Source organism: Larkinella insperata (genome assembly GCF_026248825.1).
GTDB lineage: Bacteria > Bacteroidota > Bacteroidia > Cytophagales > Spirosomataceae > Larkinella > Larkinella insperata.
Genome location: NZ_CP110973.1, coordinates 2380700 through 2405763, shown reverse-complemented (window position 1 = coordinate 2405763; position 25064 = coordinate 2380700). Strand labels below are relative to the sequence as shown.

19 protein-coding genes and 1 tRNA gene are annotated in these 25064 nt (G+C 49.0%); 4 read left to right on the top strand and 16 right to left on the bottom strand.

The window, feature by feature from the left end; genetic code table 11:
* Position 1: 1 nt before the first annotated feature.
* The 14 genes from coxB to OQ371_RS09785 form a co-directional block, all read right to left on the bottom strand.
* Positions 2 to 1135 (bottom strand): cytochrome c oxidase subunit II, encoded by a 1134-nt coding sequence (gene coxB, locus OQ371_RS09850; RefSeq protein WP_265993596.1) that lies wholly within the window; start codon positions 1133 to 1135, stop codon positions 2 to 4.
* Between the two features lie 40 nt (positions 1136 to 1175).
* Positions 1176 to 2501, bottom strand: coding sequence for a quinol:cytochrome C oxidoreductase (locus OQ371_RS09845; protein WP_265993595.1), 1326 nt, complete (start codon positions 2499 to 2501; stop codon positions 1176 to 1178).
* A 36-nt stretch (positions 2502 to 2537) separates the two neighbouring features.
* The gene (locus OQ371_RS09840; protein WP_265993594.1) at positions 2538 to 3155 is read right to left on the bottom strand and encodes a c-type cytochrome; all 618 of its coding nucleotides are present in this window, start codon (positions 3153 to 3155) and stop codon (positions 2538 to 2540) included.
* Positions 3156 to 3170: 15 nt separating this feature from the next.
* Positions 3171 to 3704: a DUF3341 domain-containing protein gene (locus tag OQ371_RS09835; RefSeq protein ID WP_265993593.1), complete on the bottom strand. Its 534-nt coding sequence runs from the start codon at positions 3702 to 3704 to the stop codon at positions 3171 to 3173.
* A gap of 52 nt (positions 3705 to 3756) precedes the next feature.
* Entirely contained in the window at positions 3757 to 5184 is a 1428-nt protein-coding gene (gene nrfD / locus OQ371_RS09830; RefSeq protein WP_265993592.1) for an NrfD/PsrC family molybdoenzyme membrane anchor subunit, read from the bottom strand.
* Between the two features lie 40 nt (positions 5185 to 5224).
* The gene (locus tag OQ371_RS09825; protein WP_265993591.1) at positions 5225 to 8326 is read right to left on the bottom strand and encodes a TAT-variant-translocated molybdopterin oxidoreductase; all 3102 of its coding nucleotides are present in this window, start codon (positions 8324 to 8326) and stop codon (positions 5225 to 5227) included.
* Between the two features lie 46 nt (positions 8327 to 8372).
* Positions 8373 to 9620, bottom strand: coding sequence for a c-type cytochrome (locus OQ371_RS09820; RefSeq protein WP_265993590.1), 1248 nt, complete (start codon positions 9618 to 9620; stop codon positions 8373 to 8375).
* Positions 9621 to 9859: 239 nt separating this feature from the next.
* Positions 9860 to 9930, bottom strand: a tRNA-Cys gene (locus OQ371_RS09815).
* A 141-nt stretch (positions 9931 to 10071) separates the two neighbouring features.
* The gene (gene rpsA / locus OQ371_RS09810; RefSeq protein WP_265993589.1) at positions 10072 to 11853 is read right to left on the bottom strand and encodes a 30S ribosomal protein S1; all 1782 of its coding nucleotides are present in this window, start codon (positions 11851 to 11853) and stop codon (positions 10072 to 10074) included.
* 180 nt (positions 11854 to 12033) lie between these two features.
* Entirely contained in the window at positions 12034 to 12546 is a 513-nt protein-coding gene (locus OQ371_RS09805; RefSeq protein WP_265993588.1) for an HNH endonuclease, read from the bottom strand.
* A gap of 129 nt (positions 12547 to 12675) precedes the next feature.
* On the bottom strand, positions 12676 to 13137 hold the full coding sequence (gene smpB, locus OQ371_RS09800) for an SsrA-binding protein SmpB (RefSeq protein WP_265993587.1): 462 nt from the start codon (positions 13135 to 13137) through the stop codon (positions 12676 to 12678).
* 486 nt (positions 13138 to 13623) lie between these two features.
* Positions 13624 to 14223, bottom strand: a complete 600-nt coding sequence (locus OQ371_RS09795; protein ID WP_265993586.1) for an OmpH/Skp family outer membrane protein — start codon at positions 14221 to 14223, stop codon at positions 13624 to 13626.
* Between the two features lie 87 nt (positions 14224 to 14310).
* On the bottom strand, positions 14311 to 14658 hold the full coding sequence (locus OQ371_RS09790; RefSeq protein ID WP_265993585.1) for a hypothetical protein: 348 nt from the start codon (positions 14656 to 14658) through the stop codon (positions 14311 to 14313).
* A gap of 3 nt (positions 14659 to 14661) precedes the next feature.
* Complete coding sequence (locus OQ371_RS09785) at positions 14662 to 17097, bottom strand: penicillin acylase family protein (protein WP_265993584.1); 2436 nt, start codon at positions 17095 to 17097, stop codon at positions 14662 to 14664.
* 213 nt (positions 17098 to 17310) lie between these two features.
* Between OQ371_RS09785 and OQ371_RS09780 the strand changes: the two genes are divergently transcribed.
* The 3 genes from OQ371_RS09780 (at position 17311) to OQ371_RS09770 (ending at position 21142) form a co-directional block, all read left to right on the top strand.
* The gene (locus OQ371_RS09780; protein WP_265993583.1) at positions 17311 to 18837 is read left to right on the top strand and encodes a GH3 auxin-responsive promoter family protein; all 1527 of its coding nucleotides are present in this window, start codon (positions 17311 to 17313) and stop codon (positions 18835 to 18837) included.
* A gap of 73 nt (positions 18838 to 18910) precedes the next feature.
* Complete coding sequence (locus OQ371_RS09775; protein ID WP_265993582.1) at positions 18911 to 20152, top strand: 4-hydroxy-3-methylbut-2-enyl diphosphate reductase; 1242 nt, start codon at positions 18911 to 18913, stop codon at positions 20150 to 20152.
* 147 nt (positions 20153 to 20299) lie between these two features.
* The gene (locus OQ371_RS09770; protein WP_265993581.1) at positions 20300 to 21142 is read left to right on the top strand and encodes a sugar phosphate isomerase/epimerase family protein; all 843 of its coding nucleotides are present in this window, start codon (positions 20300 to 20302) and stop codon (positions 21140 to 21142) included.
* A gap of 88 nt (positions 21143 to 21230) precedes the next feature.
* On the opposite strand, the gene OQ371_RS09765 is transcribed toward OQ371_RS09770, so the two are convergent.
* Positions 21231 to 22769: a glycoside hydrolase family 10-like protein gene (locus OQ371_RS09765; RefSeq protein ID WP_265993580.1), complete on the bottom strand. Its 1539-nt coding sequence runs from the start codon at positions 22767 to 22769 to the stop codon at positions 21231 to 21233.
* Positions 22770 to 23188: 419 nt separating this feature from the next.
* Here OQ371_RS09765 and OQ371_RS09760 point away from each other — a divergent pair, with 419 nt between their 5' ends.
* Positions 23189 to 23659 carry an Lrp/AsnC family transcriptional regulator gene (locus OQ371_RS09760; RefSeq protein ID WP_134031615.1) on the top strand — a complete coding sequence of 157 codons (471 nt, stop codon included), beginning with the start codon at positions 23189 to 23191 and terminating at the stop codon, positions 23657 to 23659.
* Between the two features lie 78 nt (positions 23660 to 23737).
* Here OQ371_RS09760 and OQ371_RS09755 read toward each other — a convergent pair whose 3' ends face one another.
* Positions 23738 to 24958, bottom strand: a complete 1221-nt coding sequence (locus tag OQ371_RS09755; RefSeq protein ID WP_265993579.1) for a tetratricopeptide repeat protein — start codon at positions 24956 to 24958, stop codon at positions 23738 to 23740.
* Positions 24959 to 25064 lie beyond the last annotated feature (106 nt).

Below are 25064 nucleotides of genomic sequence, written 5' to 3'. Positions count from 1 at the left end.
ATTATCGCAGCGCTGCACTAGGAGCTGCTCCAGCACCTTCTTCAGCTGGTGCCGCTGTACTATCGGATGCTGCTTCCGCTCCCGTATCTGCCGGTATGTATTTGGCGGCTTTAGCTTTTAACTTTTCCGGAACACGGGCCAGATAGTCCGGGTTTTTTGTTAACCACGGTTTCTGTTGTGCCATCCATTTGTTATAGGAATCTTCATCTTCAACAACCAATGTTGTCCGCATAGAGAAGTGGCCTTGACCACATACCTCCGTACAGGCAATTTCGTATTTGAAATCGGGATTGCCGGTTTCATTCCGCATCTCATCCGTCGTTTTATCCGCTATAAACCAGAACCGGGTCGGCATACCTGGTACAGCATCCATTTTTACGCGCATGTGAGGAATGAATACACTATGCAGAACGTCTCGGGCACGAATTTTCAATAACACTGGCCGATTCACCGGAATATGCATCTCTGTTGATGTGGTAACATCATCGAAAGAAGCTTCATCTTCCAGATCAATGCCCAACACATTGTTCGCGTCGATCAACTTATAATTGTAATTACCCAATTTGTTGTTATCAACACCCGGATATCTCATTTCCCAGTTAAACTGTCGGCCAACAATCTCAATGTTCAAGGCATTTTCGGGCGCTTCACTCGTAATGTCACGCCAAGCCCGCCAACCGGTAAATACTAACAAAGCCATTATGACTGCCGGAATAACCGTCCAGATCAATTCTAATTTGTGGTTCTCCGGGTAATACGTTGCTTTATGTCCTTTGCGATATTGGTATTTATAAGCAAAAAAGAACAAAAGTGCGTTGGTTACAACAAAGGCAATCGTAATGATTGACATTACCAGCCAAAACAGGCCGTCAGTATGACGCCCGTGCGGAGAAGATGCTTCAGGAAGAAAATACTGACGAGCGTGTAAAAACGACCATGCAACAGCTATCGCTCCTATGACAAAGAAGCTGATAAACAAGAATGCATTAACCTTGTTGCCCGTTCCCCCGATTCGTTCAATTTCTTCGGTGGTATCACCCGCATTGACGCCTTTTAAAATAGAGGTCAATCGCGTCAGTACCAGAATAGCCAGTACCAGAAATACCAACGACAACAGTCCTACAACGTAAACCATAGTAATCTGAAAATGAGTATGAATACAAAAGTACTGGTTTCTAAATATCGTGGTGCAAAGACTCTTCCAACATCGGGTGATTTTTTGGAATCAGGTTTGCCTTCGTTAATTGGGTCGAGATAGACCAAATAAAGGCACAAGCAAAAATCAGAATCATGCCAAACTCCATCGGTCCAAATCCACCATGCTCACCTACCGTACCTGGCATGATATTCGTATAGAAGTCAAAATAGTGTCCTACAATGATTCCCCAACAAGCGATCTTCAAAATAATTGGCGTGCGCTTAGCGTCCCTTGTCATTAAAACCAAGAAAGGAAACAAAAAGTTGAGTAACAAATTAATAAAGAACGGCGCTTTGTAAATTCCACCAAACCCACTAAAACGCTCCCGGTAATAGATGGTTTCTTCCGGAAGGTTAGCGTAATAGATCAACATAAATTGAGCAAACCATACGTAAGCCCAGAAAATACTGAAAGCAAACATGAACTTACCCAAGTCGTGCAGGTGGCTCGCGTTGACAGCTTTTAATAAGCCCTTTTCTTTCAGATTTACTATTATTAATGTAATAATGGCCAATCCCGTTACGTGCCAGCTCGCCAGTGTGTACCAACCGAACATTGTACTGAACCAGTGGGTATCGATTGACATCACAATATCCCAGGCAGAAGTAGATGAAGTTACCGCGAACACAACCAGGAAAGCCGTTGAATATTTGATGCTTTTCTCATAGTATTCGGTTCCGCCTTCCAAATCCTCTTTCAGAGAGAAATTACGAACAACTCGCCACAGAGCATACCAAGCTACGAAATAGATGACTAATCGTATCAGGAAAAATGGCGTATTCAGGAAGCCCCGCTTACCTGCGATGATTGGATCGTACTCTGGACCACCGACTTCATAGAGGCCTTCATGCGTCCAGTGGAAAATATCATGGCCAGCCACAAAGAATGTGATCAGCATAATGGCGCCCGTAACTGGCAAAAAGGCAGGTAATGCTTCCGGCACACGCTTGAACACGGCCGACCACCCAGCCTGAGCCAAGTAGTTATAAGCAATAAAGAACATACCGATCACGGCAGCCCCCGTGAAATAAACGCTGTTTAACCAAACGTTTGCCCACAGACGCGTAGTCCATTTATAGTGGTGTCCTTCTGCAGCAGCCCCATGAGCCGCTTCGTGACCATGAGCCGCAGCGCCGTGAGCGGCTTCTGCGTGTTCATGCCCACCTACGCCTTTTGCGGCCAAGAAAGCACCAATACCGACCAGCACGACGCCGGCAATGATACCGATGGTCAGATTCCGCTTGCTTTCGGCTGTAAATTCAAATTGTTCGTCGACAGACGGGATTGAATGTGTATGAGCCATTCTTTTTTTGAACTATAATGATTCTTCAATAGACTACTATCCGCCCGTTTGCAGTTTACGAACGTAATGCACAATTTTCCAGCGATCTTCAGGCGTTATCTGCGATCCATGAGGCCACATCCGGCCACGTCCATGCGTAATAACGTGAAAAATATGACCTTCTTTCATACCAGACATACCTCCATAATTAGGTACACCTTTGTATTGGGCAGCTACCAGCCCATCGCCTTTACCCGCTTCACCGTGGCAATGCTGGCAGAAACGTGCATAATATTCTTTCCCTTCGGCCAGTGTTTTTTCCGTCAACGGAACTGGATTAACCAGCACTCGCTCAGAAATTTCAATGCTATCCGCCGGAACGTTGTAAATCATCAAGTCTTTGGCGGTAGAATCGCCTTCCCCAAAGCTTGTATGGTAATTACGACGGGATACGGTTCCTTTTACGGGTAACCATAAAGCCGTACCTTTTGTCCCTTTATCAGTATAAGGTGTTTTGAACCCTTCCTCTTGCTTGTATGGCTCGTAACCAACGGGCTCGTACATGTTCGGAGCATATTGCGTACCCGGATTGTCGTGCCCCCGCTTACAGGCGGTTATGGTTAGCATGGCGGCTGCCATCACCAGAAGAGAGCGGTTCAGTCGCATAAACTTCATGTGTCGTCAGTCGGATTAAAATTGTTTTACATTTACTTCAGCAGCGCCAGAAGCCCGCAAAACCGTTGCAATCTCTGTCTCTGACTGCTTGTTTTTGCTCAGGTCAATTGCCATCACAAACTTGTTATCCGTACTGCGAAGATCGAACATCAAGGGCTTCGTCGTGGGTCCCAAGCCATTGGATATTAGAAATGTACCCACCATACCCAAAGCTGTGAACAACACTGTGAACTCGAACATAACAGGGATATATGCCGGGTATGCATAGTGATCCTTACCACCAATGATCATTGGCCAGTCGTAACCCATCGTGTAATAGGTTAGTGCAACCATGCAAAGAAAACCTGTCAAACCAAATAGGAACGCGGCAATACCAATACGAGTCCGGGGATGGCCCAATGCCACATCAAGCCCGTGGATCGGGAATGGGGTGTATACTTCGTGAATCCGCACCCCTGCGCTTTTAACTTCCGTAACAGCTTTCAGGACGACTTCATCATCATCGTAAACGCCGACTAGAAATTTAGCGCTATCGTTATGTTGAGACATGCTTATAGTGAAATTTAAACCGGTTCTTTCGAGTAATTAACCAATTTCAGAATTACTCGACGTCTTTGTTGAATGTCGGACTCGTCACATTTTCTCCTTTTGCCACACCCGATACAGATGCTGGCAGTCGTTCAGACGCCGAACGAATGATCGCCTTCACTTCAAACATATTGATTACCGGCAAGAATTTGGCAAACAACAGGAACAGTGTGAAGAACAAACCAAAAGAGAAGATATAGTCACCAATATCAAACATCGTCGGAGAGAACATTGCCCAGCTTGAAGGCAGATAATCACGGTGCAAGGAAGTCACGATAATCACAAACCGTTCGAACCACATGCCAATGTTTACAACAACCGACAGGACAAATGTCCAGGTAATGCTCCGGCGAATCCGCCGTGACCAGAATAGCTGCGGAGAGATTACGTTGCAGGTCATCATCGCCCAGTATGCCCACCAGTAGGGACCAAATGCCCGGTTGATGAAGGCATACCGCTCGTAATCAACACCGGAATACCAAGCAATAAAGAACTCAGTAATATAGGCAACACCAACAATCGAACCCGTGAGCGTGATGATCTTATTCATCGACTCGATGTGCTCGAACGTAATGTAGTCTTCCAGCTTGAATACCACCCGTGTGATCAGCATCAGGTTCTGCACCATCGCAAATCCGGAGAAGATTGCACCCGCAACGAAGTAAGGCGGGAAGATAGTCGTGTGCCAGCCCGGAATTACCGAGGTTGCAAAGTCAAATGATACAATCGTGTGTACGGAAAGTACGAGTGGAGTAGAAATACCAGCCAGAATCAAGCTGATGTATTCGTAACGTGCCCAGGTTTTTGCTCCACCGTTCCAGCCTAATGAGAAGGCTCCGTAAATGTAGCGTGATACTTTGCTCGTTGCCCGGTCGCGGATGGTTGCCAAGTCAGGTACTAAACCCATGTACCAGAACACCAGTGACACAGTAAAATAAGTACTGATGGCAAATACGTCCCAAACCAGCGGAGAGTTGAAGTTAACCCACAACGAACCGAAGGTATTTGGCAACGGTAGTGCCCAGTGTGCCAGCCAGGGACGACCCATGTGCATCAGAATAAAGCTGGCTGCACAAAGTACGGCGAAGATGGTCATGGCTTCAGCTGCCCGGTTAATGGATGTACGGTATTTCATCCGGAACAGCAGCAGAATGGCGGAGATCAGCGTACCGGCGTGACCGATACCTACCCACCATACGAAGTTGGTGATGTCCCAGGCCCAACCAATGGTTTTGTTCAAACCCCAGACGCCCAGCCCTTCCCACCAGGTCCAGAAAACGCAACAGGTACCATAAATCAGGACGATAAACGAAATGACAAAGGCAATAGTCCAGGCGCGGGTAGGTTTCCCTTCGACCTGCTTGCAGATGTCTTCTGTCACGTCGGCATATGTCTTACCCCCGGTTACCAGTGGGGTTCTCACGGGTGATGTAACGTGCATGGTAGTTAATTTTGAATGCTAATTAGTTACAAACTAGAAATTATTCAGCGTGTTCCGCTGCAGCAGCGGCTGGTTTGGCGACTTCATCTTTGTTCCGGATTTTCGTCAGGTATGAAATCTGCGGTCTAACGTTGATTTCTTCCAATACTTGGAATGCCCGGGCGTCGTGCTCTTCCTTCAGTATTTTTGAGATCGTGCTTTCCGGATCATTCATGTCTCCAAAGATGATTCCACCCGTCGGACAAGCCTGCGCACAAGCAACCTGAATCTCATCCGGTTTGGGTCTTCTGCGTTCCTTTTTAGCCGTCAGTTTACCTTCTTGGATCCGTTGTACGCAGAATGAGCATTTTTCAATAACACCACGCGAACGAACAGTTACATCTGGGTTGATGACCATCTTCCCAAGGTCGTTGTTGAAGTGATAATCGAAGTTATCGTTGTCAAAATACTTGAACCAGTTGAAGCGCCGAACTTTGTACGGGCAGTTGTTAGCGCAGTAACGCGTTCCCACACAACGGTTGTACGTCATTTGGTTCAAGCCTTCTGTGCTGTGCGTCGTAGCAAGTACTGGGCATACCGTTTCACAAGGTGCATTCGTACAATGCTGGCAAAGCATCGGCTGGAACACAACCTCTGGATTGGCTGAGGCTACTTCAAGCCCTTTGCGATCCTCTGGCTCGGCATCGCTGCTGTAATAGCGGTCGATCCGAATCCAGTGCATTTCACGACGGTTGATTACTTCCTGACGGCCAACCACCGGAATGTTATTTTCAGCCTGACAACCGATCACACAGGCAGCACAGCCCGTACAAGAGTTCAGGTCAATAACCATTCCCCACGAATGGTTCGGCTTTTCGTAGCCGTTCCAAAGCGTAATGTCAGTAGCAGAAACCGGACCTTCAGACGTTTCAACTTTCGCGAAGAATCGACCCGCTTTAGAGTCTTTCTTATAAGCCGACAGGATTGTTTCCTGAATAACCGAACGACGGCCCATAACGGTGTCATGAGTTTGCGTCTGAGCGATTGTACGGGAACCACCAGCCTTATTAATTTTCACGTCAGCAGCCGTGAACAGAACAGAGTTACCTGCAACCGTAGCCAGCGGATAAACGTTTTTACCAACGCCATCGGCTGACTTACCGGCTTTCTCACGACCGTATCCAATCGCAATTGAAACCGTTCCATCGGCCTGACCGGGTTGAATTAATACCGGCAGTTCGATTGCGGGTTTTCCAGCAACTTCAACTGTTACCAGGTCATGCTGATTAACACCAAGTTCGGTAGCGGTTTTTTGCGACAGACAAGCGTAATTGTCCCAGCAAGCTTTCGATACCGGATCGGGTAACTCTTGTAACCACGGATTGTTGGCTAGAGAGCCCGTACCGATACCTACTTTTTCGTAAAGTGCCAACTCAAAACCGGTGGCATTGGGTTTGTAGCGTTGAGCCACCCCAGCGGCTGCCGTTGTAACGGCTCCGGCATTAAACGTTCCTGCAGAGCCCGCAGGTGCAGACGTAAGTTCAAGCACTCCATCGTGCAATGACTGAATCCAGAATTGCTCGAAAGATTTTCCGCCCCCAGCCTGAGGATAAATAGTTGTGCGCCAGTAGCTCTTAATGAAAGCTTCGTAGTTCGGGTTTAAACCTGCCCACTTCAACAGCGAAACTTGCGGCTGACGGGTTTTAAAGATCGTATTGATCGTCGGTTGCGTCAGGCTATAGAAACCAGCTTTGGGAGAAGCATCGTCCCAAGACTCCAAGTAATGAGAGCCCGGACAGATATATTTACAAAGGGAAGCCGTTTCATCCGCACGGTCGGCAAACGAAACCGACAATCCAACCCGTGAAAGCGCTTCCTTCAATTCCGCTCCGCGTGGGTGATCATAAACGGGGTTGGCAGCGTAGAAAATTACGCCCTGAACCCGACCAGCTTTCACGTCGTTGATGAAACCGTTCATAGCGGCATCATTTCCCTGACGATAATTGACCGGGCGGCTCAGATCGATGGTTGTACCGTAGCTACCCAACAGATTGTTCAAGGCATTAACCAGAACCTGAACGTTAGCGTCGTTTGATCCAGCCACAACGAGTGCGGCACCACGGGATGCTGCCAATTCGTTTGCGGCTTTGTCCAGGTAAGGAACATCAATAGAGGCCGTGCTCACCGGCGTTCCTCCCAACTTAGCCGCTACTTTATTGTACAAAGCCGCCACAACCAAACCTTCCTGCGATGGTTTGATAGGCGTCCGGTAATCGGCGTTGGAACCTGTCATCGACAAACCCGTCTCAAACTGGTAGTGCCGCGACATGTCTTTTTTGTTTCCGCCGTTTGCACCAACCTTACGGGTCGAAACGTACTGGTCGGTGTACTCTAAGGGAGCAATCCAGCTTCCCAGAAAATCCGCACCAACGCTAACGATCGTTTTGGCCTTGCTGAAATCGTATGAAGGAATAACGGCCTGACCAAACGATAACTGATTCGCCTGAGCTAATGCAGAGACGGAATTAGCATCGTACTGAATGTGCGTAACACCTGGATATTTGGCAGCAAAAGCGGCAATAACTCCTTTGGTTGAAGGGCTCATCAGAGTCGATGAGATAATGCGGATAGCACCACCCCGTTGCAATAGCCCGACAATTTCCTGGTCAACCGTTGCCCATTCTGCGTCAGCTTCGCCTTTCTTTGGGCCTTTCAGTTTGTCGTTATCATAAAGCGACAACACAGAAGCCTGTACCCGGGCAGATGTTCCGCCTTTGGTAATACGGGAAGAAGTGTTTCCTTCAATTTTGATGGGCCGACCTTCACGGGTTTTCACCAGGACCGGCACATAATCTCCACCCTCGCTGAAAGTGGATGCGTAGTAATCGGCAATGCCCGGAAAAGTAGTTTCCGGTTTATTAATATATGGTATCGCCTTGTGAACTGGCGTTTCGCAGGCTGCCAGTGAAACAGCAGCCATACCAAAGCCCAAGACTTTTAAGAAATCCCGACGATCACTTCCAATACCGTCGACAATACTGCCTGACTCGGCAGATTTGGCATCGGTTGGTTCTGAGAACTCTTTGTACGCGTTTTTTACAAAAGATTCGTCGTTACGTAGTTCTTCTAGCCCCCTCCAATACCGTTTATTTGTACTTTCCATACAGTCCTTGTAGTTCGTTAACTGTTAAGTAGGATTCGATGTGTGATTAATAATGGCATTTTGAACATTCGAGACCACCAATGTTAGCCACACGTAACGGCTCCTTACTTCCCTTTTTATGGAGGGCAACTAATTTATCGTAGTAAGCATTGTCTTTTGTAGCAACTTCCGTTTTACGGTGGCAGTCAATACACCAACCCATCGTCAGTGACGACCGCTGTTCCATTACTTCCATTTTTTCAACTTCGCCGTGGCAGGTCTGGCACTGAACCTGGCCTACATTCGTATGTTGAGCGTGGTTGAAGTACGCCAGATCAGGCAGGTTGTGAACCCGCACCCACTCGATTGGCGTATCGGTCTCAATAGCTTTATAGATCTTTTGGATCTCTGGTGACTCTCGTTTGATTTCACCGTGGCAGTTCATGCAGATGTTTGCCGAAGGAATGGTTGCCAACTTTCCTTTGTAAACAGCCGTGTGGCAATAGTTACAGTTGATCTGATATTGACCGGCATGTAATTTGTGAGAGAAAGCGATAGGCTGCTTCGGAGCATACCCCTGTGAAACGCCAACACTATACAGTCCGTCGAAGGTCTGTTTAACCACAACAAAAACAAAGAGCCACAAAACAATCGACCGTAATGCGCTGTTACCCGTAACGGCTTTCAGACGTTGGTAAAACGATTTGGTTTGTTCGGTTGGCTCAGTTCCCGGTGCCGGAGCGACCGCTTTTGACAGAATCGTTACCAGTACCAACAAAACACCCAATACCAGCAGCATAACCACCAACAAAGCAACCAACACGACCGTAAACAAACCGGATGGGCTTTCGCTGGCAGCGGCTGGAGCCGTAGTAGCTGTGTTTGTTCCGCCAGCAGCGGCATCTCCTCCCTTGGCAGGAGCACTAGCCTCTTCGACGTGTGCCAGGATGTTCTTGATATCATCATCTGACAAATCCGGGAAACTCTGCATCACCACCGGCTGAAACTTCGCATAGAGGGCAGTTGCGTAAGGATCACCGCTGGAGATCATCGCCTGCGGGTTTTTAATCCACTTGATAAGCCATGCCTCATCCCGGCGCTGATTGATACCCTTTAAGCCCGGACCGATTACTTTTTCATCGGTAACCGCGTGGCATTGCTGGCACAAAGTCGAGAACAACTCCTTACCTTTTGCCGCGTCTTGCGCCTGCGAGCGATAGCTTCCTAATAGGACGATTAGTACAATTACTACCCTATTTATTACACTTCGCGAGTACATTTTAAGCAATGAGAAATCACCAAAATCAGTATGCATACCTACTAATTATTTTCCATTAACGCACAAAAGTAGTACAGGAACGGTTTTAATCAAACACTTGCGGTTTGATATTTTGGAGCACTTTTTTATTTATACTTTGTCTAAGTAACTAACTTTTCGGCCCTTTTTTAGCCAATAAAACCACCTTTTAATACAAACAAAAAGCCATCTGACTAACAGGTCAGATGGCTTTTTGTTTTTTACTGTATTGATGTATTTAGCCAACACATCCGAGGAGGTCCCGAGCGGGTTCGAACCGCTGTAAAAGGTTTTGCAGACCTCTGCCTAGCCACTCGGCCACAGGACCATTTCGTTTTGGAGTTGAGAAACCGGCACTTGAAAAACCTTACTTAACCGATTCTGACAAGGACCTATTTCCCAACTCCTCGACTCGTATCATGCCGCAAACTTACTACAAAATTTGTCGGCAATCTAACTTTTTAACGACTTATTCACCTTTTGAACGGCCTTCCAGCTGTTCTTTCAAGGCTGCTAGTGCATCCAGATCTCCAAGTGTAGCACGCTCAGGCTCTTTGTTGGACGTCGGAGCTTTCGCCGTAGCTGCTTTTTTCTCGGGCTTCCGATCTTCGCCTTTCTCCTGCCACGTTTTTGAGTGTGACAGCATGATGCGTTTTTCTTCTTTCGAGAACTCAGTTACTTTGAACTCCAGCGTTTCGCCTACTTCAGCCCAGGAACCGTCTTCCTTCTGCAGGCTTTTCAAAGCTGCGAAGCCTTCGATTCCGTATGGCAATTCTAGCGTAGCCAGCTTGTCGTTTTTCGCCAGGATGGTGCAACGGTGTACGGAGCCCGGTACGAATACGCTTTCGAACGTATCCCATGGGTTCTCTTCCAGTTGCTTGTGGCCGAGCGCCAGACGACGGTTTTCAACATCCAGTTCCAGAACAATTACTTCCAGTTCATCGCCAACTTTGATAAAGTCAGATGGATGTTTGATCTTTTTCGTCCATGACAAATCCGATACGTGTACCAGACCGTCGATGCCTTCTTCCAGTTCGAGGAACAAACCAAAGTTGGTCAGGTTCCGCACAACACCTTTGTGTTTCGTACCGACGGCGTATTTTTCAACCAGTTCCGGACGTGACCAGGGGTCAGCCGTCAGTTGTTTGATACCCAAGGACATCTTGCGATCGTTGCGATCCAGCGTCAGCACAACGGCTTCCACTTCATCACCCACTTTCAGGAAGTCCTGCGGGTTGCGCAGATGCTGCGACCACGACATTTCTGACACGTGGATCAGACCTTCAACGCCCGGCATGATTTCCAGGAAGGCACCGTAATCAGCTACATTGACAATGCGGCCTTTCACTTTCGAACCAACCTGAATGTCTCCTTCCAGCGAATCCCATGGGTGTGCCTGCAGTTGCTTCATACCCAGTGAAATCCGTTTTTTGTCTTCGTCGAAGTCCAGAACCACAACGTTGACTTTCTGATCGAGGTGCAGCAGTTCGGATGGGTGGCTGATACGGCCCCACGAAATATCCGTAATGTGCAACAGACCGTCGACACCACCAAGGTCGATGAAAACCCCGAAGTTGGTCATGTTTTTGATCACACCTTCCAGCACCTGACCTTTTTGCAGGTTGTTCAGGATTTGCTGACGTTGTGCTTCCAGATCTTTTTCGATCAGGACTTTGTGTGAAACAACTACGTTATCATTTGCGTAATTGATTTTCACCACTTTCACTTCCATTTTCTTGCCGACAAAAATATCGAAATCACGGATCGGCTTCACGTCGATCTGCGAACCGGGCAAGAAAGCTTCAATGCTATAAATATCGACAATCAGACCACCTTTGGTCCGGCGTTTCACGAAACCTTCAATAACCAGATCTTCGTCCAGGGCGCGCTGAATTTTCTGCCAAGCCGTAATAACTTTGGCTTTCTTGCGCGACAACACCAGTTGACCGTTAGGGTCTTCCTGATTCTCTACGTAAACTTCAACTTCATCACCAATCTTCAAGTCGGGCAGATCGCGGAATTCCGATGCCGGAACCAATCCATCCGATTTGAAACCAATGTTTAAGATAACTTCCCGGTCGGTAATGCCGACTACGGTTCCGGTCACTACTTCTTTCTCGTTTACTTGCGCCAGGGTGTTATCGTACAGCTCGGCCAGGCGGTCGCGTTCTGCCGCTGAGTAGCCGCTGCCAAAACCCCGGTTGTCTGCCTTATCCCAATCAAAATCAGGCAGTGTTTGCGTTTTGCTCATAAAAGTTTAGTTGTGGCCCATGATACATCAGCCCCCGGGCCTTCCTGGCTGATTTTTAGTTGATATAGGGAGACAGTGCTCCGAAAATAGAGGTGCAAAAATAGTAAGATTTTTTGAAAATAAATCCGTAGCACAAAAAAAGTGTTTTTTTGTGCGGGCAGGCGCCCAGGAGGAGATATGTCAGTACAGTTTCTCGCGTTTCACCAGGAACGGCATCCAGGTTTCTTCCACCGACCCGGAAAAGTCGCGCAGAAAAACCAGAAAAGAGGGTTTGAACGGTTTTTGGTACAATTTCATTCCGGCTTCTTCCGGCGTCAGATCACCTTTCTGCGAATTGCAGCGTTTACAGGCCGTGATGAGGTTATCCCAGTTGGTTTTCCCCCCCCGCGATTTAGGCAGAACATGATCCAGTGTTAAATCGTCGTGCTTCCCGCAGTACTGACAACGGTTTCCATCACGCTTGAAAATATTCTGCCGATTGAGCATGACTCCCTTGTAGGGCAGGTGGATGTAACGGTGGAGCCGGATGACGGTGGGCGACGGGTATTCATCGTCTACTGTGCGCAGGACGAAAACTTCAGATTGAGCAACCAGTTCTGCTTTGTTCAGGTAGACTAACAAGAACGCTTTTGGTACAGAACAGATGCCTAGTGCGCTATAATCTTGATTCAGTACTAGGACTTTCCTACCCATAAACAATGTATCAGACTCCTTTCTTTCCTATAAGCAAGTTAACGAAATATCATTATAAATAACAGATGTTCAATGAATAATTCACATTTTTTTAAAATTGGCAGATCCTGAAAGGATCAACCTTTCAGGCTAATATTGTTCGCGGCTCATCTCGCGGGAAACGTCTCGTTCCTTAATAGAATCGCGTTTATCGTACAGCTTCTTCCCTTTCGCCAGAGCAATTTCTAGCTTGGCAAACCCCCGATCGTTGATGAAGAGCTTAGTGGGAATAATGGTCAATCCCTGATCGGTCAGTTTATTGACCAGGCGCTTGAGCTCCCGCTTCTGCAGCAACAGTTTGCGATCCCGCAGGGGCTCGTGATTGTTGTACGTTCCTTCCGTATACTGAGAAATGTGCATTTGCCGCACATACAATTCTTCGTTAAAAAAAAGACAGTAGGCATCACCCAGGTTCACTTTTCCCTGCCGTACCGATTTAATTTCTGTGCCCGTCAGCATGATGCCGGCCACGAAAGTTTCCAGAAAAAAATATTCAAAAGAGGCTCGTCGGTTCCGAATCTCAATCTGCTTTGCAAGTGTTTTATCTGCCATAATCAATCAATGCGTTTCCTCAACAAGACGGTTTTTAGGTCGTTTCTCCAGCCTATAATATACAACACTGGCAACCTATAACACGGTTTCGCTACAAATATTCACGTCAAAAGTATCGAATTGTAAACAAAAATACCCCGAAGTGTCCTTCGGGGTATCGAACGGGTGGATATAGCCATTTCTGACTCTCCTGGTGAAGTCGGTGTTTTTATCCTACAACTGTAGAGAGCACAGCCGAATCACAGCCTCATGACTTTTCTGTACACACCGACATTCTCCAGGATATTTTTAGCACTGCATTCTTCGTACAGTGATTCTGTATTTCAATAGCTAGCCCCATACTTTAAGAACACGCCAACTATTCTATATTTTTGCTTTTACAAACAATTTATCTAAAACAAATTCTGTGCCGCGCTTGGATAGTCTGCAAAAAAACAGGATTCATCCTATGAAAAAGATGAATCCTGTAAAGCCACATACAACCGTTTACTTCTTAGGCTGCTGCTTTTGCTGATATTCTTTGTTCAAACCGGCGATAATCGTTTTCGTTGCGTCAAGCGTGCTATCCGCAAACAAAATCCCGCCCCCTTTTGAATAACCCATCACAAAATCATACTGATTCTGTCTGTTCACTTTCTTCAGGTAGTCATGAATCTGATTATACAGTTCCTCGTTTTTCTTTTGCTCTTCTTCCGCTAGTTGCTGCACAACACGGTCGCGGTAGGCCATCAGGTCCTGCTGTTTCTTTTGCAGAGCCGCTTCGGTAGCCCGCCCCTGCTCCATGGTCATGGTCTGAGCCCGTTGCTGAAAAAAGGCTACTTCATTTTGCAGAGACCGGCCTTTGTTATTCAATTCATTATCCAGTTGAAAGCGTTTGCTTTCGAGAACTTTCCGGGTGTCTTTAAAATATTCGTAATTGGTTAATAAGGAATCAACGTTCACATAAACCGTCTTGCGGGCAGGGGTTGATTTGGTTGTACTGGCCGCTACGGGTTCAGCGGTTTGTTTTTCCGAGAAGTGCAAATAATACAAGACCGCTACAGCTACCGCCAGCACAGCGTTCAAAACAAGAGATGCGTTTTTCACAAGAAACAGTTAATTAATAGTTTAATGATTCTACAAAGGTACAATTTACTGGTTACGTCGCAATTCAAACCCGCTTTCCGAAGAGGATTAACGGCTTGCCCCAACCACCGCTCTCACCTGCTGCCCCGCCAAACCGGCGAATCCACCAACCAGGCCGCCCAGCAAAGGCGTCAGTAAAAGCAGCGGAACCGACGACTTTGTTTTCAGGAGAAGATCAGCCATGCGGGCCGTCAAAATACCGCCGGTTTGAAAATGAATACCCAGCGCATAAAGCAGCCAGACGACGGCAATTCCCAGAAAACCGTTGCCAAATGCCCGCCAGCCCGTCGGGCTGCGCCAGAAGCACACGCCAAAAGCAACAACGGCAATACTCCACCACGGCAGAAACAACTGTGTAACAGCGCTTAAGAGTGCGATCAATAAGAATGGATGCATGGGTTAACGAGTCAGGGTAAGCGTGGAATGAATACGCGGGTGTTTCTGAGCTGCTGATTGAAGATAGAGCAGCTCATACAGCTCTCCCTTCCGCCAGGTTTCAAGCATGTTCAGGTAATAAGGACTGCCCGGATTTCCCGATTGACCACCGGGAAACACCCCGTAAGCACGCGGTTGCGGACCGGTTTGCACCACCATCCTCCACGACGGCCCGGCCCGGCGTCCGGCGGCATTCACGATGCGGGGCCCTCCGCCAATCTGAACATTTAGGGCACTGAATGCATCCAGCCCGGGGATCAGGTGCCGGACTCCGGTTTGTTTATGGTCGGCCCAGGCCCAGCTTTTCCCCAGCGGGCCGTACTGCTTGGCCAGTGAATCGATTGTGCTTTGAAAGCTGCTCGTGACAGCATCCTGAATCGTTTCTTTGCGGTTGGTCGTCAAAACGTTATCAAACCAACGCGCATCAGGCTCTTCGGAGAGTAATTGCAGGGTCCGGACGGCGTTCGGGAAGCGCATCGGCTGGCCGGGTTCGTCCGGAAGATCATCGGCCCAGATAACGCGATCCAGGTGCTCCAGCCATTCCATAAAGATGGTGCCCGCAACCGAAGCCGTATCCTGCTGGTAGTTCCACTGCCGGACGGTTCTGAGCGCCTGCTTCTGACTTCCCGATAAATCCTTTTCGCGAATGCGGGGCAACAAAACGGGCAGAAAAGTAGACGCCTGGTGGTTGTAGACATCGTTCTGCAACTGACGCAGGCTATCGACGGTTACCCGCTGCATGGCCGCCAGCCGCTGGTTGATGCGCATTCCCCGATCGGGCGTCTCGAATTCCCAGTTTATATAGTAAGGATACGTAGGATCCGTGGAAAACTGATTGGCCGAACTGACGAATCCTCTCGGCGGATTTTTGACGCGGGGATTCTGCGCAGCCGGAATCCAGCCCTGCCAGTCGTTGGCCGCCCTGGTGCCATCCAATAAAAACTTACCCTGGCCGCGCCATTTAAGTGGAAACCGCCCGTTTGGTGAAATGGCAATGTCTTTGGCAGCGTTGGCAAAGACAAAATTTTGCGCCGGGGCCGTGTAAAAAGACAAAGCCGTTACGTAGTCATCGTACGTCTTGGCCCGGTTCAGCAGGTAAAACGTTTTCAAGCCATTGTCTACTTCATGGGCAATCCAGCGTATGGCGTACCCCGTTGGAATGTTGGTCGTAAAAGGTTTTTCCTCCAGCAGATACGCCACCGGACCGTGGTGGGTATACAATACTGTATCCACCACATCGGGCTTTCCTTTCACTTTGATGCGTTCGATACGCCGACGGACGGGCTTCCATTTACCATCGTGCCAGTATTCCTGACGCCGGTTATCCCGAAACCGAATTTTGTAAAAATCAAGCACGTCGGCTCCCACGTTGGTAACGCCCCAGGCCACTTCTTTATTGAAACCGATAATGACGCCCGGCGCGCCCGGCAGCGAAACACCGTAAACGTTTAAGGTAGGCGTAACCAACTGAATCTGGTACCAGATGGAGGGCAGGCTAAGCGTTAAGTGGGGGTCGTTTGCAAGAATAGGGTAACCGGTCGCCGACTTCTGCGGACCTACGGCCCAGTTGTTGCTGCCAATGGCCGGATCGTGCCGCTGCCAGTTCCAGGCCATACTGCTATCGGTTTCGGAATCGACCGGTGCCGACGGTATTTTGACCGGCGTAAAATCCCAGCGCGTACCGACCGGGATGATGGGGTCTTCTTTGAAAGGATAATCGGGAAATAAATTGGCCGTAAGCGCTGGCCCTAACTTCCGACGTACGTTGGTCATCAGCAGATCGTCGGCGCCGGCCGCCAGCGTTTGCGTCATTTGCTTAAGCAGAAAGGCGCATTTTAAGGGCGTCCACGGCTCGGGGGCGTAGCCCAGCAGTTTGTATTCGATGGGATGCCGAGCTGGTTTCAGTTGGGCGATGTAAGCGTTGATTCCCGCCGTGTAGGCTTCCAGCGCCGATCGGGTGGCGGGATCAGCTAGCATACCGGTCAGTGATTGTTCGGCACCGTACGCCATGCCCAGCCGCCTTTTGTTGCGATCCAGCTCGAGAGCCCGTTCGCCAATGACCTCTGAAATGCGTCCGGCGGCTGCGTGAGTCTGAAATTCCATCTGCCAGAGCCGGTCCCGGGCCGTCACATAGCCTTGGGCAAAATAGGCATCGTAATCATTCCGGGCGAAGATGTGAGGGACGTGCAGGTCGTCGAACAGCACCGTTACCTGATCCCGCGTGCCTTCGATCGATAGCGTTTGCTCCGAACCTGCATCCTCAATTTCCGCGTTTTGCCAGAAACCCTCAAATGGGCTGAGCAACCGCCCAAAAGCCGGAACCGTCCCCCACTGCCGATCTAATGAAACTGTTAATCCAATCGAAATGAGACAGCAAAGTAGAGCTATTACTATTTTCATATCAGCAGCCGTGGATTTGTTGGCTTTCACAAAGAAAATTTATTCTCGCTTTTATCCCAATTTTAGGAATAAAAAGCACCAGGACGGTCTTTTTTTCCATTATTACGGAAAATAATCTCAACGAACAATATCGTTCTCCTTCAGGTTATGAGATAAAGCTTCTTCTAAATACAACATTTTTAGTAAGTTTGACCTAGATTTAGCTCTCCTCGTATGACCCTGCTGAATACGACACTGAAATGGCTGCTGCAACGGCGTGTGCCTCGCATCGAAGCGATGATGGCGCGCCCCGGTGAAATGCAGCAGGGCGTTTTTCAACAACTGATCAGCAAAGGGCGGCATACCCACTGGGGGCGGCAGCACCAGTACGACTCGATTCGCAGTGTGCGGGACTTTCAGGAGCGCGTGCCGGTTTCGTCTTACGAGGATTTGTTTCCCTACATTGAACGCACCATGAAGGGTGAGCAGAAACTGCTCTGGCCCTCTCGGATTCACTGGTTTTCCAAATCATCGGGCACCACCAACGCCCGCAGCAAGTTTATCCCCATCTCGCAGGAGTCACTGGACGAAAGCCATTTCAAAGGCGGAAAAGATATGATGGCGCTTTACATCGCCAACCGCCCGGAGAGCAAAGCGTTCGAAGGAAAGGGATTGTCGATCGGCGGTAGTCTGCACGAAAACCCGTATAGCCCGCACGGTTTTGCGGGCGATGTATCCGCCGTCGTCATGAAAAACCTGCCTTCCTGGGCGCAATACATCCGGACTCCACCCATCGATGTAGCGCTCATGGACAAGTGGGAAGCCAAGATTGACCGGATGGCCGAGGTTACGTCCCGCGAAAATGTGACGAGCATCCTGGGCGTGCCAACCTGGGCGCTGGTGTTGCTGGAAAAAGTCCTGGCGTTAACGGGGAAACAGAGCATTCTGGAGGTCTGGCCGAATTTCGAAGTCTTCATTCACGGCGCGGTGGCGTTTCAGCCGTACCGCGAATTGTTTGCCAACGAAGTATTTCCGTCGGCTGGCATCAACTACCTCGAAATCTACAATGCATCCGAGGGGTTCTTCGCCATTCAGGACGACCTGAAACGGGTTGGCGAAATGCTGTTGATGCTGGATTACGGCATTTTCTATGAATTTGTGCCCATCGAAGATGCCGACAAGCCCTTCCCCAAGGCGCTGACCATCGAGGAAGTAGAGCTAAATAAAAATTACGCCCTCATTATTTCAACCAACGGTGGCCTGTGGCGGTACCGGATCGGCGATACCGTTCGCTTTACTTCCCGCTACCCCTTCCGGCTGAGAGTCAGCGGGCGAACCAAGCATTTTATCAATGCGTTTGGCGAGGAAGTAATCATCGAAAACGCCGAAACAGCCATTACGCGGGCTTGTGAAGCAACCGGCGCCACCGTCAGCGACTATACCGCCGGACCGGTTTATATGGGTAGCGGAACCAACGGTTGCCACGAATGGATTATCGAGTTTTCCAGCGAACCGGATAATTTCGCCACCTTCTGCACTACGCTCGATCAAACGCTCCGGCAGGTCAATTCCGACTACGACGCCAAGCGGTATAACGACATGGTGTTGCAGGCACCCATTGTCCACCCCGTTCCGCGGGGCACCTTTTACGAATGGATGAAAACCCGGGGCAAGCTCGGAGGACAGCATAAAGTGCCGCGCCTGAGCAACAGCCGGGAGTATCTGGATGATATTCTGGGCCGGCTGACCACCCTCTCCTAAACCACCGCGGCATTTTGCCGAACGAAGCCCTTTCATCCATTGTTCTACTAAGGAGTTCGTTTAATTTTGCCCAATGAAATCCTTCAACATTCCGGATTATTACCGCAGCCACATCATCAGTCCGTTGAAAGAACTTCGCCGGAAGCGTGATAAACTCAAACGGGATTTTACGCCCACCCTGCTTGATTTCGGCCCGGTCCGGTTTCTGGTCGCCCGGCACTTTGGGTTTTGTTACGGGGTAGAAAACGCCATCGAAATTGCCTACAAAGCCATCTCCGAGAATCCCGACAAACGCATCTTCCTTCTGAGTGAAATGATTCACAATCCGGACGTAAACCGGGATTTGCAGGAACGCGGTGTTCGTTTTCTGATGGAAACGTCAGGTAAGCAGATTGTTCCGTGGGACAATTTAAAATCCGATGACGTTGTAGTTATTCCGGCTTTCGGAACAACCATTGAAATTCAGCAGAAGCTGGCTCAAATTGGCTTAAACGTTGAGCAATACGACACGACCTGTCCTTTTGTGGAAAAGGTTTGGAACAAAGCCACCCAAATTGGTCAGAAAGATTATACCGTGGTGGTGCACGGAAAACCGTCGCACGAAGAAACCCGCGCTACGTTTTCACACAGCAAGGAGTCGGCCCCGACCGTGGTCGTGAAAGATATGGCTCAGGCGCAACGCCTGGCTACCTACCTAACCGGCGAGTCGGCGAAAGAAGCGTTTTATACCGAATTTAAAGGTCAGTTTTCGGAAGGGTTCGATCCTGAGCGCGATTTGCAGCGCATTGGCGTTGTGAACCAGACGACCATGCTTGCGTCGGATACGCAGCAGATTGCCGATTATCTGAAAACCGTCATGATCCGGCATCATCACCTGATGCCGGAAGAGGTAGAAACGCGCTTTGCCAATACCCGCGATACCCTCTGCTACGCAACCAACGACAACCAGGATTCGACCTACGCCCTGCTGAAAAACCCCGCTGATTTTGCCCTCGTAGCCGGTGGTTACAACAGTTCCAACACGCTGCACCTGGTCGAGCTGTGCCAGCAGCAGCTACCGACGTATTTTATTGAAACCGAGCAGAAGATTCTGTCAAGGGAGTTGGTTCGGCACTTTGATATTCATGCCAAGCAGGAAGTTGTCACGGAACACTTTCTTCCCAACCACGAGCCGGTGACAGTTTTGCTGACCTGCGGAGCCTCCTGCCCTGATGCGGTGGTGGAAGGAATTCTCCTCAAAACTGTTTCTTTTTTCCCGACGGCCCGGCCCATAGACGAGGTGATGGCCGAAGTTACCCAACGGTTTAGTGCCTGAAATTTGGCAAGAAGACGTCATAAATGTCTTTTGTTGGCAGTATAAAGTAACGTTCCGTTTCTTTGTTTCCTCGAAAAGAATAGACTGCGGGCGATAAATTGCCATTGAACTGCCGCAGCAAAGACCGGACTTAACACATCTACACGCATGTACACCATCGGGATTAACACGTTTTTGTTTACGTCACCCTTCACCAACGAAAGTGTGAAGTGGTTTTCAAAATTTGCTGAATGGGGTTTCGACACCGTAGAAATCGGGCTGGAAGATCCCGCAAACATTGACCCGCAAGTTGTTAAACAAGCGCTGGCCGATGCCAAGCTGGGCTGCAGGACGGTTTGCGCGGCCATGAGCCTCGACCGCGATTTCCGGGGCGACGAGGAGCAGCAGCAAAATGCCATGACGTATTTGAAAGGTGTGCTGGATGTGATGGAGATAATTGGAGCCGAAATGCTGGTTGGCCCGCTGTATTCGAGCGTTGGACGCGCCGAAGCGACCCCCAAAGAGGTTTACGCCGAACAACAGAAAGCCGTTGTCAAGAATTTGAAAGAACTGGCCGACTACGCAGCGGGCAAAGGCTTAAAAATAGCCCTTGAGCCATTGAACCGCTTCGAAACCGACTTCATCAACACCGTTGATCAGGCCATTGAACTGGCGGATCTGGTAGGCAACGATGCTGTTCGGCTGCACCTCGACACGTTCCACATGAACATCGAGCAGAAATCCCAGGCCGACGCCATTCGCAAGGCTGGATCACGGCTGGAGTTGCTGCACACCTGCGGTTGCGACCGCGGTATTCCCGGCAATGACCACATTAACTGGGACTCCATCGGTCAGGCACTGAAAGACATTGACTTTAAAGGCCAGTTGGTAATCGAGTCCTTTACGCCGGATGTAAAAGCCATTGCCAAAGCCGCTGCCATCTGGCGCGACATCGAATCTTCGGGAGAAGACATCGCCGTAAAAGGACTGGCTTTTCTGAAAACCGTATAAAAGAATAAAACAGCTGAGAGGTTCGATTAGAGACCAGGGACTTGTAGGATCAAGTCTACTGTCTTTAGTCTAACCTCTCAGCTCTTTTTCACTGCTCCGGCACCCGAACGTTGACCTGAATCGGCGCACTTTCGTTGTGCAGCCGGTCAAATGACGTAATGGCATACACGTACCGCTTGTCCGGTTCGGCGGTGCGGTCGATGAATCGGGTCGTATGCTCCCCCACACAGATGGCGACAATGTGGGTCGGGTCTTCCAGCACCATCTTGTCTTTCCGGTCGAAACGATATATTACATAATAATGGGCTTTATCGCCGTCCGGCGCGGGGGCAGGTTCCTGCCAGAACAGCTCCACACCTTCCGGCGTTGGGTTGGCCTTTAAATCTTTCGGGGAAAGTGGTGGTTCCGGGTCTTTCCAGGTCATGGGCGGTATGAGGGCCGGATACCGGTAAAAGTTCGTCAACAGCGTATCCCGAACACCGTTGAGGTTGTTGGTAAGTGATTTGGAGCTAAAAAAAATACTGCCGTGAACCTGACTGAACTGACGGTTGTACTTCAGTTGGGTGGATATTTCGTTCGGGTCATCCCAGGCCCGGTCGCGGGGGGTGGACCGGTTGACTCGAAACGCACCCTGCCCAATGTAAAGATGACGGCTAAAACCGTTTTTAACCCACCAGTCGACCAGCAGACGATACGGCACTTTCACAAAATCCGTACTGAAATAAACCTGCGGGGCGATGTAATCAATCCAGCCTTCACGAATCCACTTGCGCGTGTCGGCGTAGAGATCAAAATAAGAAGTCAGACCGCCTGTTGTTTCCGATCCTTCCGGATCCTGAGTACGGTTTTTCCAGACGCCAAACGGACTGACGCCAAACTTCACATACGGTTTAATGGTCTGTATCGAGTCGTGCAGCTGACGGATGAGCTGATTGACGTTTTCCCGGCGCCAGTTATCGCGGTTCATGCCGTTGCCGTAGGTCTTGAATGTTACCTCATCCCTGACCACTTGCCCGGCAATCCCGTACGGGTAAAAGTAATCGTCAAAGTGAATACCGTCGACATCGTAATTCCGGATGATATTGGTCACGATTCCGGTCACGTAACTGCGCACTTCGGGTAGCCCCAGATTAAAGAGTTTGCGGCCGCCGTAGTGCAACATCCACTCCGGTCGCCGGTTGCTGATGTGGTCCGGTGTAACGCTGGACAGTTTACTGAAGGTGGCGCGGTCGAGGTTAAACCAGGCGTGAAATTCCATGCCGCGGTCGTGGGCTTCCTTGATCATAAATTCCAGCGGATCGTAGAAGGGTTCCGGCGCGCGGCCCTGCTGCCCGGTCAGCCAGAACGACCAGGGTTCTGCCCCTTTGGCGTAGAACGCATCGGCAGCCGCCCGTATCTGTACGATGACGGCGTTGATACCCGCCCGCTGGTGCTGGTCGAGCAGACTGACAAACTCCGCCCGCTGATTGTCGGACGATAACCCCCGCACGCTCGGCCAATCAATGTTATCCACCGTCGCAATCCAGACCGCCCGAAATTCGCGTTTGGGGGGAGTTTGGGCACAGACAATGCCCGTCATTGCGAAAAAGAGTAAGATGATACCAGAAAGCCGATCCAGACCGCGCATGCACAAATTGTTGATCACCAAGTAAGAATAGTCAAAGATACACAAGAACCTTGTCACCTTTCAACTGCGTCAATCCAAGGTTTATTGTATTTCTCCAATCACCCCCGTTCGGACTCGAGATATATCTTTTTGTATTTTAAGAAGGAGAACGATCTTTTGCTACGCAGATCCAGCCCATATAAACGACATGGTTACAAAATTTTATTTGGAAAAAAATTAGGAACGGAAAATATTGATGTTGAACAGTGTTTGGTATAACTATTGTTTACAGTAATTTTGAGCGCAGAATTGGCTTGCAGAACCAATCATTATTTTACTTTTTAGTAAAAAATCCATATTTTTTTATAAAAATGTAAGGATAATGTTTAGTTTTGCGCGATCTTCTATTGGTTGGATGAAGTTTTTAAGTTAACACTATCATGTCAGGAATCAAGCTCGATCAGATTGATCGGAAGGTATTAGAAATTTTACAGACGAACGCTAAAATCACCAACGCCCAATTATCGAAAGAAATTGGCTTATCGCCTGCTCCGACACTGGAGCGCGTAAAAAAATTAGAGACTTCGGGAATCATTCAAAGCTATCACGCCCAACTAAACCGGGATCGGGTTGGCCTGGGTGTTACAACGTTCGTACAGGTGTCGCTGGTTGGGCACAAAAAGCAGGTAACGGAGTCATTTGTCAACGCCGTAAAAAACATTCCGGAGATTATTGAGTGCCATCACATCACCGGTTCCGGCGATTTTCTGTTGAAAGTTATTGCCAAAGATATTGCTTCGTATCAGGTTCTGATGCTGGAAAAAATCAACGAAATTGAAGAAGTAGCCAGCACCCAGACGATGGTGATTCTCTCAACTTTCAAGGAAAGCAAAGTACTGCCCATTCCCTGAAAAAATAATGAGTCAGGGATGATGAACGATGATGGGATAATACAACTCATCGTTCATCATCCCTGACTCATTAGTCAGTTACCCTCTTCGCGCTTTCCTCCGTTCCTCCCGGCGTAATTTCTTCAGGTTATCCAGCCCATCTTTGGCTTCTTTGTGCTGGCTGGATTTGCGGTCGGCCTTGTCAATCACTTCCTTGTAGTAAGTTTGCGCCTGATCGTAGTTCTTCTCAGCCGCTGCAATTTTTCCCAGGTTCAACACTGACGCCCAATAATAGGCCGCATCGAAGGAATTCGTCTGCTTGGCAAAATCGATGGTTTTCTGGTAATACTGCTTGGCTTTCGCCATATCGCGGGTGTAGTGGTGGTTGGCATAGGCCACTATGTAAGCCGCAGTTCGCCCACCGACGCCTTCGTAACCGTCCATCCCGCGCTCAATCTTGCTCAGGATGCTGTTAGCGGCCGCGATGGCTTCGTTGTTGTAGCCCCGCACAAAGGCCGTCCGGGCGTAATAACGCTCAAAGTACGGGTTGTCCGGATACTGCTGCCACATGTATTTCGCCAGATCATACGCTTTGTCGTACTGGTTTTCCATGCTGTAAATCTGAAGCAGGAAATACCGGGCTTCCGTGCGGGTGTAAAACGCGTTGTTGGCCGTCAACTCCAGTTGCCGGATTCCTTCCGCTTTGTTGCCTTTCGGAAAAAACATCAAAATGGGCTTGAGCGCCGGATAGTTTTTCGGAATCCACTGCGCATAATAATTGTACAACCCATCGCCAAACAGCAGTTCCGGCGTCAGATCACCGTTGCCTTTACACTTCTCAAAGTATTTAAGGGCATTTTTGCCCGCCCAGGTTGCTTTGGCCCATTTTTTCCGTTCGGAGTAAAGCCGACCTTTAAAACCGTAGCCAGCCGCCAGAAAAAACGAGGGTTCGACTTTGTTGTCTTTGCTATCGTACAGCTTTTCGGCCTTGGTGATGGTTGTGTCCAAATACGCGTGACACCTGTCGTCGAAATCAGTGTTTTCGGTATTCGGCACGATTTTCCACCATTCCGCCAGCGCCATCAGGAAGTAGGGCATCGGATGGTCGGGATACCGCAGCTTCAACCACCGAAACTCTTTGTCCGCTTCGTAAAATTTGTAATTATATAAGTTATTGATCGCTTCCGCCGACTCAATCTGAACGCCGGGGTGCTTCAGCAACATATCGTATTTTTTGTCAAATTCGGCTAGTGAATAAACCTGGGCGCGCGCCGTCAGAGTCAACAAAAAGCCTATTAAAACAAGAATGTTTTTTTTCATTTTTACAGGATACTAGTATCGTCTCCTATCAACGAAGTTTTTGAATTTCCAGTTTACGCAACGAAAAGTTTTTAGAACCCGCCGGATGCCGTACCTTTGAGTTTTG

Coding starts and splice junctions, on each gene's coding strand:
- OQ371_RS09765 (WP_265993580.1), bottom strand. CDS start 22,769: ATGCGCGGTCTGGATCGGCTTTCTGGTATCATCTTACTCTTTTTCGCA.
- OQ371_RS09820 (WP_265993590.1), bottom strand. CDS start 9,620: ATGCATACTGATTTTGGTGATTTCTCATTGCTTAAAATGTACTCGCGA.
- OQ371_RS09785 (WP_265993584.1), bottom strand. CDS start 17,097: ATGAAAATAGTAATAGCTCTACTTTGCTGTCTCATTTCGATTGGATTA.
- OQ371_RS09780 (WP_265993583.1), top strand. CDS start 17,311: ATGACCCTGCTGAATACGACACTGAAATGGCTGCTGCAACGGCGTGTG.
- OQ371_RS09845 (WP_265993595.1), bottom strand. CDS start 2,501: ATGGCTCATACACATTCAATCCCGTCTGTCGACGAACAATTTGAATTT.
- OQ371_RS09840 (WP_265993594.1), bottom strand. CDS start 3,155: ATGAAGTTTATGCGACTGAACCGCTCTCTTCTGGTGATGGCAGCCGCC.
- OQ371_RS09835 (WP_265993593.1), bottom strand. CDS start 3,704: ATGTCTCAACATAACGATAGCGCTAAATTTCTAGTCGGCGTTTACGAT.
- OQ371_RS09770 (WP_265993581.1), top strand. CDS start 20,300: ATGTACACCATCGGGATTAACACGTTTTTGTTTACGTCACCCTTCACC.
- coxB (WP_265993596.1), bottom strand. CDS start 1,135: ATGGTTTACGTTGTAGGACTGTTGTCGTTGGTATTTCTGGTACTGGCT.
- nrfD (WP_265993592.1), bottom strand. CDS start 5,184: ATGCACGTTACATCACCCGTGAGAACCCCACTGGTAACCGGGGGTAAG.
- OQ371_RS09775 (WP_265993582.1), top strand. CDS start 18,911: ATGAAATCCTTCAACATTCCGGATTATTACCGCAGCCACATCATCAGT.
- OQ371_RS09805 (WP_265993588.1), bottom strand. CDS start 12,546: ATGGGTAGGAAAGTCCTAGTACTGAATCAAGATTATAGCGCACTAGGC.
- OQ371_RS09825 (WP_265993591.1), bottom strand. CDS start 8,326: ATGGAAAGTACAAATAAACGGTATTGGAGGGGGCTAGAAGAACTACGT.
- smpB (WP_265993587.1), bottom strand. CDS start 13,137: ATGGCAGATAAAACACTTGCAAAGCAGATTGAGATTCGGAACCGACGA.
- rpsA (WP_265993589.1), bottom strand. CDS start 11,853: ATGAGCAAAACGCAAACACTGCCTGATTTTGATTGGGATAAGGCAGAC.
- OQ371_RS09790 (WP_265993585.1), bottom strand. CDS start 14,658: ATGCATCCATTCTTATTGATCGCACTCTTAAGCGCTGTTACACAGTTG.
- OQ371_RS09760 (WP_134031615.1), top strand. CDS start 23,189: ATGTCAGGAATCAAGCTCGATCAGATTGATCGGAAGGTATTAGAAATT.
- OQ371_RS09755 (WP_265993579.1), bottom strand. CDS start 24,958: ATGAAAAAAAACATTCTTGTTTTAATAGGCTTTTTGTTGACTCTGACG.